Origin of the sequence: Agrobacterium sp. ST15.16.055 (assembly GCF_027956555.1) — a bacterium.
Classification (GTDB): domain Bacteria; phylum Pseudomonadota; class Alphaproteobacteria; order Rhizobiales; family Rhizobiaceae; genus Agrobacterium; species Agrobacterium salinitolerans.
The window spans coordinates 150,510-162,927 of record NZ_JAQKGN010000009.1 but is presented as its reverse complement, the minus strand read 5'-3'; the positions used below and the strand labels follow the sequence as shown (position 1 = coordinate 162,927).

The 12,418-nt window shown below is 60.5% G+C and carries 8 protein-coding genes; 4 read left to right on the top strand and 4 right to left on the bottom strand.

The annotated features are described in order from the left end of the window. The first annotated feature begins 119 nt into the window (after positions 1-119). Complete coding sequence (putA, locus tag PL599_RS14945) at positions 120-3,794, top strand: trifunctional transcriptional regulator/proline dehydrogenase/L-glutamate gamma-semialdehyde dehydrogenase (protein ID WP_269824551.1); 3,675 nt, start codon at positions 120-122, stop codon at positions 3,792-3,794. Positions 3,795-3,925: 131 nt separating this feature from the next. Here putA and amaB read toward each other — a convergent pair whose 3' ends face one another. Then, complete coding sequence (amaB, locus tag PL599_RS14940; RefSeq protein WP_077984952.1) at positions 3,926-5,455, bottom strand: L-piperidine-6-carboxylate dehydrogenase; 1,530 nt, start codon at positions 5,453-5,455, stop codon at positions 3,926-3,928. Between the two features lie 201 nt (positions 5,456-5,656). Between amaB and PL599_RS14935 the strand changes: the two genes are divergently transcribed. Continuing rightward, positions 5,657-6,559 carry a LysR family transcriptional regulator gene (locus tag PL599_RS14935; RefSeq protein WP_269824552.1) on the top strand — a complete coding sequence of 301 codons (903 nt, stop codon included), beginning with the start codon at positions 5,657-5,659 and terminating at the stop codon, positions 6,557-6,559. Between the two features lie 12 nt (positions 6,560-6,571). Here PL599_RS14935 and PL599_RS14930 read toward each other — a convergent pair whose 3' ends face one another. Both PL599_RS14930 and PL599_RS14925 read right to left on the bottom strand, forming a co-directional pair. After that, the gene (locus tag PL599_RS14930) at positions 6,572-7,552 is read right to left on the bottom strand and encodes a glutathione S-transferase family protein (protein WP_269824553.1); all 981 of its coding nucleotides are present in this window, start codon (positions 7,550-7,552) and stop codon (positions 6,572-6,574) included. Between the two features lie 104 nt (positions 7,553-7,656). Further along, positions 7,657-8,544, bottom strand: coding sequence for a DMT family transporter (locus PL599_RS14925; RefSeq protein WP_077984955.1), 888 nt, complete (start codon positions 8,542-8,544; stop codon positions 7,657-7,659). 380 nt (positions 8,545-8,924) lie between these two features. On the opposite strand from PL599_RS14925, the gene PL599_RS14920 reads away from it, so the two are divergent. Continuing rightward, complete coding sequence (locus PL599_RS14920) at positions 8,925-10,256, top strand: UDP-glucose dehydrogenase family protein (RefSeq protein WP_269824554.1); 1,332 nt, start codon at positions 8,925-8,927, stop codon at positions 10,254-10,256. A gap of 86 nt (positions 10,257-10,342) precedes the next feature. Then, positions 10,343-11,362: an NAD-dependent epimerase gene (locus PL599_RS14915; RefSeq protein ID WP_269824555.1), complete on the top strand. Its 1,020-nt coding sequence runs from the start codon at positions 10,343-10,345 to the stop codon at positions 11,360-11,362. Here the strand turns inward: PL599_RS14915 and PL599_RS14910 are convergent, their stop codons facing one another. Next, entirely contained in the window at positions 11,363-12,409 is a 1,047-nt protein-coding gene (locus PL599_RS14910; protein WP_269824556.1) for a glutathione synthase, read from the bottom strand. It abuts the gene before it with no gap. Positions 12,410-12,418: the final 9 nt, after the last annotated feature.

Here is a 12,418-nt window from a genome sequence, read left to right as displayed (position 1 = left end):
TAGGGCCATAGCAATTTTTGCGATGATGATATTGTCTGTGCCAGAGATGAAAAGCGGCGGGCGGAGGACACGCGGCCGCCGAAGGTCTGTCTTCAACAGCGTTTTCAGGGTTTTTCAGAATGGCCGATGGTGCAAGCAACGCCGGTGTAGTGGCGAACGGTATCTTCCAGAATTTTGCGCCGCCGGTGCGCGAGCAAAGCTTGTTGCGCAAGGCGATCACCGCCGCTTATCGTCGCCCGGAAGAAGAATGCCTGGCGCCGCTTATCGAGGCGGCAACGGTGACGGCTAAAGAGGCGAAAGCCATTCGCGACACCGCCCGCAAACTGATCGAGGCATTGCGTGCCAAGACCAAGGGCACCGGTGTCGAGGGATTGGTGCAGGAATATTCGCTCTCCAGCCATGAAGGCGTGGCGCTGATGTGCCTTGCCGAAGCGCTGCTGCGCATTCCCGACACAGCCACCCGCGACGCGCTGATCCGCGACAAGATCGCGCGCGGCGACTGGAAGTCCCATATTGGCGGAGGGCGCTCGCTCTTCGTCAATGCCGCCACCTGGGGCCTCGTCATCACCGGCAAGCTGACGTCGACGGTAAACGATAGCGGCCTTTCGTCGGCGCTGACCAAACTCATCGCCCGCGCCGGCGAACCCGTCATCCGCCGTGGCGTTGATATGGCCATGCGCATGATGGGCGAGCAGTTCGTGACCGGCGAAACCATCGGCGAAGCGATCAAGCGTTCGAAGCCGCTGGAGGAACAGGGCTTCCAATATTCCTACGATATGCTCGGCGAAGCCGCGACCACCGCTAAGGATGCGGAGCGTTATTACAAGGACTATGAAAACGCCATCCACGCCATCGGCAAGGCGTCGGCCGGCCGTGGCATCTATGGTGGTCCCGGCATTTCCATCAAGCTTTCGGCGCTGCATCCGCGTTACGCCCGCGCCCAGGCCGAGCGGGTGATGGCGGAGCTTCTTCCGCGCGTCAAATCGCTGATGATGCTTAGTAAGACATACGATATCGGCCTCAATATCGATGCCGAGGAAGCCGACCGGCTGGAACTGTCGCTCGATCTTCTCGAAGAACTGGCGCTCGACAGGGATCTCGCTGGCTGGAACGGCCTCGGTTTTGTGGTGCAGGCCTATGGCCGCCGTTGCCCCTTCGTTCTCGATTACATCATCGACCTCGCCCGCCGTGCGGGCCGCCGCATCATGGTGCGCCTCGTCAAGGGCGCTTATTGGGACGCGGAAATCAAGCGCGCACAGGTGGAGGGGCTGGAGGATTTCCCGGTCTTCACCCGCAAGGTGCACACGGATGTCTCCTACATCGCCTGCGCCCGCAAGCTGCTCGCCGCGCGCGACCTGGTCTTTCCGCAGTTTGCGACCCACAATGCGCAATCCATGGCGACGATCTACCATCTTGCCGGTCCAGACTTCAAACTCGGCGACTACGAGTTCCAGTGCCTGCATGGCATGGGCGAACCGCTCTACAGCGAAGTCGTCGGCAAAAAGAAGCTCGACCGTCCCTGCCGTTTCTACGCCCCCGTCGGCACGCATGAGACGCTGCTGGCCTATCTCGTGCGCCGCCTGCTGGAAAACGGTGCGAACTCTTCCTTCGTCAACCGCATTGCCGACCCCGCCGTGCCGGTGGATTCTCTGCTGGAAGACCCGGTCACGGTGGTTAAAACCTACCCCGTTCCCGGCGCGCGTCACGACCGCATCGCCGCCCCTGAAGGTCTGTTCGGCCCTGAACGCAAAAATTCCGCCGGCCTCGATCTTTCCAACGAAACGACGCTCGCCGCACTGGACGGAACCCTCAAGGCAGGTACAGCAACGGAATGGAAAGCCGCCGCGCCGCAGGCAGGCGGTAACGCGCGCCCGGTTCTCAATCCCGGCGACCACAATGATATCGTCGGCCATGTGACCGAACCGACTGAAGCCGATGCCGAAGCGGCCATGCAGCGGGCGGCGGCCTCGAACTGGCCTTCCACCCCGGTGGATGAACGCGCCGCCTGCCTGGAGCGCGCCGCCGACGCGATGCAGGCCGAGATGTCCGCCCTGCTCGGCCTCATCATGCGCGAAGCGGGAAAATCCATGCCGAACGCCATTGCCGAGGTGCGCGAGGCGATCGACTTCCTGCGTTATTATGCGGCGGAAGCCCGCAGGAACTTCAAGGCCGGCGAAACGCCGCTCGGCCCGGTCGTCTGTATCAGCCCGTGGAACTTTCCGCTTGCGATCTTCATAGGTCAGGTAGCGGCGGCGCTGGTCGCCGGCAATCCGGTTCTGGCAAAGCCCGCCGAAGAAACGCCGCTGATCGCGGCTCAGGGCATACGCCTGCTGCATGAGGCAGGCGTTCCGGAAGACGCCGTGCAGCTTCTGCCGGGCGACGGTAAAACAGGTGCAGCACTCGTCGGTTCACCATCGACGGCAGGTGTAATGTTTACAGGTTCAACGGAAGTGGCGCGGCTCATTCAGGGCCAGCTTGCCGGTCGGGTTCTGGCCAATGGCCAGCCGGTGCCGCTGATTGCAGAGACCGGCGGACAGAATGCCATGATCGTCGATTCCTCTGCGCTTGCCGAGCAGGTCGTCGCCGATGTCATCGCGTCCGCCTTCGACAGCGCCGGCCAGCGCTGCTCGGCATTGCGCATCCTCTGCCTGCAGGAAGATGTGGCGGACCGCACGCTGACCATGCTGAAAGGCGCGCTGCATGAATTGCGCATCGGCCGCACCGACAAGCTTTCCGTCGATGTCGGCCCCGTCATCACCGCGGAGGCGAAGGGCATCATCGAAAAGCATATCGAGGGCATGCGCGGGCTCGGCCACCGCATCGAACAGATTTCGCTTGCGGGTGAGACCGGCAGGGGCACCTTCGTGCCGCCGACGATCATCGAGATGAAATCGCTTGCCGATCTGAAACGCGAAGTCTTTGGCCCGGTGCTGCACGTCATCCGCTTCAAGCGCGACAATCTCGACCGGCTGATCGACGAGATCAACGCCACCGGTTACGGCCTCACCTTCGGCCTGCACACCCGTCTCGACGATACGATCCAGCACGTTCTGTCCCGCGTCGCGGCCGGTAATCTTTATGTGAACCGCAACATCATCGGCGCGGTTGTCGGCGTGCAGCCCTTTGGCGGACGCGGCCTCTCCGGCACCGGCCCCAAGGCGGGCGGCCCGCTTTATCTCGGCCGCATGACGCAAAAGGCGCCGAAGATCGACCGCATCGCCAGCCAGCAGGATCAGGCAGCCGTCGATCTCGCCCGCTGGCTGGACGAAAACGGCGAAACCGTCGCGGCCGAAGCCGCACGTCAGGCGGCAGCGCTTTCCGGCCTCGGCTTTGAAACCGAGCTGGCGGGGCCTGTCGGCGAGCGCAATGTCTATGCACTGCATCCGCGTGGAAAGGTTCTGCTGGTTCCGGCAACCGAACAGGGGCTTTACCGCCAGCTCGCGGCAGCGCTTGCGACCGGAAACGCGGTTGTCATCGACAATGCTTCTGGACTGGAGAAGTCGATCTATGGCTTGCCGGCAACTGTAACCTCGCGCATCGTCTGGGCGGATGATTGGGAAAAATCCGGTCCCTTCGCCGGCGCGCTGGTTGAGGGAGACGCGGATCGTATCGTGACGGTCAATAAAAAGATCGCCGCCCTGCCCGGCCCGCTCACTCTCGTTCAGGCCGCGGCGACGGAAGCGCTTTGCGGTGAAAGCCAGCCCTATAATCTCGACTGGCTGGTCGAAGAAGTCTCCGTCAGCGTCAACACCACGGCCGCCGGCGGCAACGCCAGCCTGATGAGCATTGGCTGACGATATTGTCCGGCGGGTCTCGGCCCTGCCGGTTCATGCCTTGTCCGTTGGTGCCGCCACGGCGAATAGAAATGCCGGCGTGGATGAAGCCGCGCCGGCATGGTGGATCAATTTCTCTCTGGAAGAGGCGATTATTCGATATCGAACGAAACACCCTGTGCCAGCGGCAGCGCCTTGGAGTAGTTGATGGTGTTGGTGGCGCGGCGCATATAGGCCTTCCAGGCGTCGGAGCCGGATTCACGGCCGCCGCCGGTTTCCTTCTCGCCACCGAAGGCGCCGCCGATTTCCGCACCCGAAGTGCCGATATTGACGTTGGCAATGCCGCAATCGGAGCCTTCCGACGACAGGAACCGTTCCGATTCCTGCATGTCGCGGGTGAAGATCGATGACGAAAGACCGGCGGCAACGGCGTTGTGGTCGTCGATCGCCTGATCGAGATCGCTGTATTTCATGACGTAGAGGATCGGCGCGAAAGTCTCTTCCAGCACAGGCCCCGCCTGCTTCGGCATTTCGACAAGCGCCGGCTGGACGTAATAGGCATCAGGCGCACCCGTATCCACGCGGCCGCCGCCATTCACCACGCCATCATGCGCTTTCGCCGCTTCGAGGGCCTTCTGCATGCCGTCAAAAGCCGCCTTGTCGACCAGCGGACCGACGAGTGCGGAGGTTTCCAGCGGGTTGCCGACGGAAACGGATGCATAGGCCTTTTTCAGGCGCGGCACGAGCTGGTCATAGACACTGTCATGCACGAAGAGACGGCGAAGTGTGGTGCAGCGCTGACCGGCCGTGCCCATGGCGCCGAAGGCGATGGCGCGCAGCGCCATGTCGAGATCGGCGGAAGGGCAGACGATACCGGCATTGTTGCCGCCGAGTTCCAGAATGGCGCGGGCGAAGCGTTTCGCCAGACGCGGGCCGACATCACGGCCCATGCGGGTGGAACCGGTGGCCGAGACGAGCGGCACCTTGGGATTATCCACCAATGCCTCGCCAACGGCGCGGTCGCCGATCAGAAGCTGCGAGAGACCTTCCGGCGCATCGCCGAAGCGGGCGGCGGCGCGCTCAAAGATGCCCTGAACTGCAAGTGCCGTCAGCGGGGTCTTCTCCGAAGGCTTCCAGACCACCGAATTGCCGCAGACGATGGCGAGCGCCGCATTCCACGACCATACCGCGACCGGGAAATTGAAGGCGGAGATGACGCCGACAACGCCAAGCGGATGCCAGGTTTCCATCATGCGGTGGCCTGGACGTTCGGTGGCGATCGTGAGACCATAAAGCTGGCGGGAAAGACCGACGGCGAAATCGCAGATGTCGATCATTTCCTGCACTTCGCCGAGACCTTCGGACGGAATCTTGCCCGCTTCCAGCGATACGAGACGGCCGAGATCGCTCTTGAAGGCGCGCAGTTCCTCACCGAGCAGCCGGATCAACTCACCACGACGGGGAGCCGGCACATTGCGCCATGCCTTGAAGGCGGCGTCGGCCCGGTCGATCACGGCTGCGACACCTTCGACCGAAACGGTCTTCAGGCTCGCGACCTGCTCACCCGTCACCGGGCTGAAGGACGCCATATCGCCGCTGGTATAAAGTTCGCGGGCAACGCCCATCCTGTCGAGCAGGGCCGCCGCTTCCTGTTTCACATCGAGCTTCGTGGTCGCATCCATATCCGTCGTCCTTTTGGCTAAAAAAGGGAGGAAAGGCCGTTTTGATGCGGCGCTTTCAACTCCCGTCACTTTTCTTTCCCCGAATTTGTCATCCGTTCTCTGGAACTGGCGTTTTGCACCGTTCCATTCTTTCCCGTAATCATATATGGCTACAATAACGCTTTCTAATGAGGAAAGCGGGTAAGTTGATGCGAGAATGGAATGGATCCACGCAGAAGACTGGTCCCTGACATCGTTACCCTGCAAGCGTTCGAATGCGCGGCGCGGCACGGCAATTTTACGCGTGCGGCGGAAGAACTCAACCTCACGCAGAGCGCGGTGAGCCGGCAGATCGGTGAACTCGAAGCGCAGACGGGAATGCAGCTTTTCGAGCGCATCCGCAGGCGGGTCGTGCTCTCGGAGGCGGGCCGCAAATTCCTGCCGGACGTGCGACGCCTGTTGCAGCAGTCCGAACAGCTGATGGTGCGCGCGGTTTCAGCCGGAACATCGCACGCATCGCTTTCCGTCGCGACATTGCCGACATTCGGCAGCCGTTGGCTGATGCCGCGCCTCCGCCGCTTCATCGACAACAATCCTGATGTGGCAATCACTATCGGCTCGCGCTCCCACCCCTTCGATTTCGATGAGGAAGGTTTCGATCTCGCCATTCATTACGGCCAGCCGGTCTGGGCGCATGGCACCTGCACATTTTTATGCAACGAGGTGATCGTGCCGGTTGCGAGCCCCACCCTCCTGCGCCGCGCCAGCGTGAGCGTGCCGCAGGACCTGACCGGACAACCGCTCCTGCATGTGACGACGCGGCCGAAACTATGGACGGAATGGCTGGAGATGAACGGTGTGACGGCGGCTAACGCTTATCAGGGCAGCCGTTTCGACCAGTTTTCGATGATCATCGAGGCAGCCGCGAGCGGCATCGGCTTTGCTCTTCTGCCAAAATATCTCATCGAGGCGGAGATCGCCTCCGGCCGTCTCGAAATCGTCTTCGACATTCCCCTGCGGACCGACAAGAGTTATTACATCGCCCTGCCGGAAGGACGGCAGGACAATGCGCTGGCCCGCGCCTTTCAGGCCTGGCTGCTCGATCAGGTCGGCAAGCCGGTGTAATCCATCATCTGCTCAGAGAAAAGGGCGAAGGGAAACACCGTCAAGTCCCGGAAGATCGGGGCCGACAGGCACGATACGGGTCGGATTGAGCGCCTTGATGGAATAATAACCACGCTTGATGTGATCGATATTGACCGTGTCGCGCACGCCCGGAACGTTCAGCACGCGCATCATATAGGCGTGCAGCGCGGAATAATCGGCGATGCGGCGAAGATTGCATTTAAACAGGCCGTAATAGGCGGCGTCGAAACGCACCAGCGTCACAAAAAGCCGGACATCCGTTTCGGTCAGAAGATCGCCGAAAAGGAAAGGCCCGCCTGAGACAAGACGATTTTCAATCTCCTGAAGCGTTGCGAAGACGTCGGCGAAGGCCTCTTCATAGGCCACCTGTGTGGTGGCGAAACCGGTTCTGTAAACGCCGTTGTTGAGGCGCGGATAGATGTGGTCATTGAGAGCATCGATTTCATCGCGCAAACCTTCCGGATACAGGTCCACGCCATCATCGGCCAGAGCGCCGAAACCGGAATTCAACATGCGCAGAATATCGGCGGATTCGTTGTTGACGATGGTTTTTGTCTTTTGGTCCCAAAGCACGGGCACGGTGGCGCGGCCGGTATAATGCGGATCCGCCCTGGTATAGGCTTCGTGCATATAGGTAAAGCCGTTGAGCGTATCGCGGTCCGAACCCGGATAGTCGCCGAATTTCCAGCCCTCATCGGAAAGCGCCGGCTCGACCACGGAAACGGAAATCACCTCTTCCAGCTTCTTCAGCTTTCGGCCGATCAGCGTGCGCGATGCCCAGGGGCAGATCAGCGCGACATAAAGATGATAGCGGCCACTTTCGGCCGCAAAACCGCCCTCGCCCGTCAGCCCCGCCGAACCGTCAGGTGTCACCCAGTTGCGGAAGCCGGAGGTCTGGCGAACGAAGCCGCCCTTCTTGTCGGTCGCCTGCACCGGATGCCAGTCGGCGGTCCATTTTCCATCCACGAGCATTTGCGGCTCCCCGTTCATCTAAAGATGAAAGCCTTATGGGCCGGGTCGCCGCCGCTTCACAAGCCGCGCTTCGGTTGACGCACTGTTTCCGATCAAGGGTGAGTTCAAAGACGATTGCGGAAAAACGGGTTCCAGCGCACGGTGCCGAGCCTTACCTTCTCACGGATCATCGTCAGCAGTCCCGATGCGGCGATGACGGCGAGCCCAAGCACAGCAGTGGCGTCAGGATATTCGTGGAAGAAAGCAATGCCGATCGCCACGGCCCAGAGGATTTGCGAATAATGCGAGGGCGCGATCTGGCTTGCCGGCGCGATGCGGGTTGCGACCAGAAGGGTGATCTGGCCCGTTGCCGTGCAAAGCCCGATGAAAGCGAAGGCGAGCAACTGGTGAAGATTGGGCATGACGAAATCGGGGATCGACGCGATGCCATTAAAGGTCAAACCATAGATCAACAGCACGCCCATGATCGAGGTGCGCTTTTCCTTGCCCGCCAGCGAGCGCAAAAGAACGATGGTCATGGCCGCAAGGAATGCCACGCCGATGGCGGCAATATGCCCGAGCTCCAGTGTCTTGAAACCAGGCCGCACGACGAGAATGACACCGACGATGCCGGCCAGAACCGCCGCCCAGCGCCACGGGCCGATATTCTCCTTCAGCACGGCGGCGGAAAGGACGGTCACGAAGAGCGGCGACAGGAAGATCAGCGCATACGCTTCCGCCAGCGGAATGGTGGTGAAGGCATAGATTCCGAAAATACCGGCGAAGAGGCCGGAGATGGCGCGCCCATGCACGGCGAAGGGCCGGCTCATGCGCCAGAATTCACGCCACCTTTCTTCGCGCGGCTTGCTGAAGAAGATGAAGATGCCGGAGAAAAGAATGCTGAAAAAGCCGATTTCGAAAACGCTGATCTGCGATCCCAGCGACTTGATTGTGGCATCGCCCATGGAAAAGGTCGCATAAGCGAACAGACCGAGCAGAAAACCCTTTTGCATTTGACTTCCCCAACATCGACCGCAATGCAAAGCATCCCCCGGCCGCGTGACGCGACCTGGACGCCCCAACCAAGGGACAGACGGTCTGGCAGATGTGATCCTCGACCCTATGGCTAGACCCGGCTACCTATGAGTGCAAGCCGCAAAACAGGCAAAAATGGGCGATCTCACAGCATCGATGCAATCGGCTGCAAGGTGCGGCAAATTTGTCCCGCTCGGCCATCACATCCCCGTCATGGAAAGAGGTTAGCCCGTGTTGATCGCAGCGCTTGGCGACGGACATGAAGGCGGCTAAACATCATCATGCGATTTTTCACCCGCCGATTTCCCCGGCCGGTGCTGCTGCGTTAACATGGCCTCGCTAACCGAAAGGAAAAAGAATGCGGATTGTGATGATCGGTTCGGGTTATGTCGGCCTCGTGTCCGGCGCGTGTTTTGCCGATTTCGGCCATGACGTGGTCTGCGTCGACAAGATGCCGGAGAAGATCGAGGCTTTGAAAAGCGGCCATATCCCCATCTTCGAGCCGGGTCTCGAAACAATCGTCGCCAACAACGCCAAAGCCGGTCGGTTGAGCTTCACGACCGATCTTTCCGCAGCGGTGGCCAATGCCGATGTCGTCTTCATCGCGGTAGGCACACCCTCGCGACGCGGCGACGGCCATGCCGATCTCGGTTATGTCTATGCGGCAGCGAAAGAGATCGCCCATGCGCTTGATGGTTTCACCGTGATCGTCACCAAATCCACCGTTCCCGTCGGTACCGGCGACGAGGTGGAGCGTATCATTCGCGAGGAAAACCCATCCGCCGATTTCGCCGTGGTGTCCAACCCGGAATTCCTGCGCGAAGGGGCCGCCATCGAGGATTTCAAGCGGCCGGACCGCATCGTCGTCGGCCTTTCGGATGAGCGCGCCCGCCCCGTCATGACCGAGGTTTACCGCCCGCTTTACCTCAACCAGTCACCGCTGCTCTTCACCACAAGGCGCGCTTCCGAACTCATCAAATATGCCGCCAACGCCTTTCTGGCGATGAAGATCACCTTTATCAACGAAATGGCTGATCTCTGCGAAAAGGTCGGCGCCAATGTGCAGGACGTCTCGCGCGGCATCGGTCTCGATGGCCGCATAGGCCCGAAATTCCTGCATGCCGGCCCCGGTTATGGCGGCTCCTGTTTCCCGAAGGACACGCTGGCGCTCGCCAAGACCGCGCAGGATTATGATGCGCCGGTGCGGCTGATCGAAACCACCATCGCCATCAACGACAACCGCAAGCGCGCCATGGGCCGCAAGGTCATCAACGCTGTGGGCGGCGATGTGCGCGGCAAGAAGATCGCCGTGCTTGGCCTCACCTTCAAGCCGAATACCGACGACATGCGCGACAGCCCGGCAATCGCCATCATCCAGACTTTGCAGGATGGTGGCGCAAAAGTGGTGGGCTACGATCCGGAAGGCATGGCGAATGCCCGGCATCTGATGGAAGACATCGACTATGCGGCAGGCCCTTACGAAGCCGCGGAAAACGCCGACGCCGTCGTGATCGTGACGGAATGGAACCAGTTCCGCGCGCTCGACCTGCCGCGCCTCAAAGCCATCATGAAAAGCCCTGTGCTCGTGGACCTGCGCAATATCTACCGAACGGATGAAGTTGCCGCGCATGGCTTTATCTATGCCGCGGTCGGCCGCCCGCATGAGAGTGGTTCCGGCAAGGAACTCTAGCGGTTCAGCCTTCGGAATTTCACGCCAACAATTTTCGCGCTTCGGTTCAGCCGCAAACGCACCAACGGATTCGGGACTTAGTCATCATGCGTTATCTCGTTACCGGCACGGCAGGATTCATCGGCTTTTACGTTGCGAAACGGCTGCTGGACGCCGGCCATTTTGTCACCGGCTTCGATGGCATGACGAAATATTACGATGTCAGCCTCAAGGAAAAACGCCACGCAATACTTGCCCGCTCCAACGGCTTCCGGGCCGAAATCGGCATGCTGGAAGATACGGATGCGCTGAGGCGCGCGGCTGAGGCCGCCGAACCTGAGATCATCATCCACCTCGCCGCACAGGCCGGTGTTCGTTACAGCCTTGAAAATCCGCGCGCCTATATCGATTCCAATCTCATCGGCTCGTTCAACATGCTGGAGCTCGCCAGAAGCCTGGAGGTCAAGCACCTGATGCTGGCGTCTACCTCTTCCATCTACGGCGCCAACGAGAAAATCCCGTTTGCGGAAAGCGACAAGGCCGACGAGCCGATGACGCTTTACGCCGCCACCAAAAAATCCATGGAACTGATGGCGCACAGCTATGCGCATCTGCACAAGCTGCCCACCACCGCCTTCCGCTTTTTCACGGTCTACGGCCCGTGGGGACGGCCGGACATGGCACCGATCAAATTCGTCGATGCCGTTTCCAACGGCCGGCCCATCGATATTTACGGGCAAGGCAATATGAGCCGTGATTTCACCTATATCGACGATCTGGTGGAGGGCATTGTCCGGTTGAGCCAGATCATCCCCTCCGAGGAAAACCGTGTGACGCAGGAAGGCGTGACCGACACGCTTTCGCACCACGCACCTTTCCGCGTCGTCAATATCGGTGGCGGCCAGCCGGTGGAACTGATGCATTTCGTCGAAACGATCGAAAAGGCCGTTGGCAAGCCGGCGATCCGCAACATGCTGCCGATGCAGCAGGGCGATGTTCCCCGCACCTTCGCCTCGCCCGATCTCCTGAGGGCATTGACCGGTTATGTGCCGCAGACCCCGGTCGAGGAGGGCATCAAGGCCCTCGTCACCTGGTATCGCGACATGAACGGCAATCTGAAAGAATAATCAGAGCGTTGCCAGCAGCCGGTTGGAGAGAGCACCCCCCGACGCCGCCTGCATCGAAACCTTGGTTTCGACGGCTTCGATAATTGTATCGCTAAAGTCCACATTGGTGAGCTCAAGGATATTGGAGAGGCCACCAGGCGAAAACACGTTCACTTCCAATATCTTGTCACCGACGATATCGAGGCCGACAAGGAACATGCCATCCTCTACGAGCTTCGGCCGCATCATTTCAGCCAGTTCAACGATCTCATCCGTCACCTTCACCGCTTCGGCCGTGCCGTTGGCGTGGATGTTGGAGCGCAGGTCTCCCTTGGCCGGCACCCGGCGAAGCGCGGCATATTGGCCATCGCGCATCAACGGCCTGCCATTCATCATGAAGAACCGAACATCACCCTCTTTCGCGGCCGCCAGATAGGCCTGCGCGATCAAATAACCCTCAAGGCTCACCGCCTCGAAAATCTGGTTGAGATTGGTCTCCTTGCTCGACCCGATCTTGAAAACATTCTTGCCGCCGGAGCCCTGCAGCGGCTTGACGATGACGCCCTTCGGGTGCGCATCGGCAAAGGCTCGGATTTCCTCGACGTTGCGGGAAATCAGCGTCGTTGGGCGAACGATTTCCGGGAAGCTCTGAAAATAAAGCTTGTTCTGCGCAAGCGCCAGACCTTCGGGGTCGTTCAGCACCACCACACCGCGCTGCTCGGCAAGCCTGCCGAACAGAATACCGGCATGAACGGCCCATGGCCGGGTGGTCTGGTCGAGCGACGGATCGTTGCGCAGCATCAGCGCGTCGATTTCCTCCACGTCCATGGTCATGCGCTCAAGCGCCTTGTCCTGGAGTGCCACATGGAAAGCCTCGGGCTTTTTGTATTTTCCCTTGCGGACAACAGTGGCATGAACCGCCAGCGTGTCATCGGAGCGCAGGGTAAAATCCCCCGGTGTCAGATAGACCACATCATGGCCGCGATTGAGCGCGGCCATGGCCAGCAGGCCCGTGGCGAAGGTCGGCCCCTCGGTTTCGATGGAATTGACGAAAAATGCGATACGCATGAAGCCCCT

What these genes read in the sequence shown, in the direction of transcription:
- putA (WP_269824551.1), top strand. Translation starts at nt 120, where the DNA reads ATGGCCGATGGTGCAAGCAACGCCGGTGTAGTGGCGAACGGTATCTTC.
- amaB (WP_077984952.1), bottom strand. Translation starts at nt 5,455, where the DNA reads ATGGATGCGACCACGAAGCTCGATGTGAAACAGGAAGCGGCGGCCCTG.
- PL599_RS14935 (WP_269824552.1), top strand. Translation starts at nt 5,657, where the DNA reads ATGGATCCACGCAGAAGACTGGTCCCTGACATCGTTACCCTGCAAGCG.
- PL599_RS14930 (WP_269824553.1), bottom strand. Translation starts at nt 7,552, where the DNA reads ATGCTCGTGGATGGAAAATGGACCGCCGACTGGCATCCGGTGCAGGCG.
- PL599_RS14925 (WP_077984955.1), bottom strand. Translation starts at nt 8,544, where the DNA reads ATGCAAAAGGGTTTTCTGCTCGGTCTGTTCGCTTATGCGACCTTTTCC.
- PL599_RS14920 (WP_269824554.1), top strand. Translation starts at nt 8,925, where the DNA reads ATGCGGATTGTGATGATCGGTTCGGGTTATGTCGGCCTCGTGTCCGGC.
- PL599_RS14915 (WP_269824555.1), top strand. Translation starts at nt 10,343, where the DNA reads ATGCGTTATCTCGTTACCGGCACGGCAGGATTCATCGGCTTTTACGTT.
- PL599_RS14910 (WP_269824556.1), bottom strand. Translation starts at nt 12,409, where the DNA reads ATGCGTATCGCATTTTTCGTCAATTCCATCGAAACCGAGGGGCCGACC.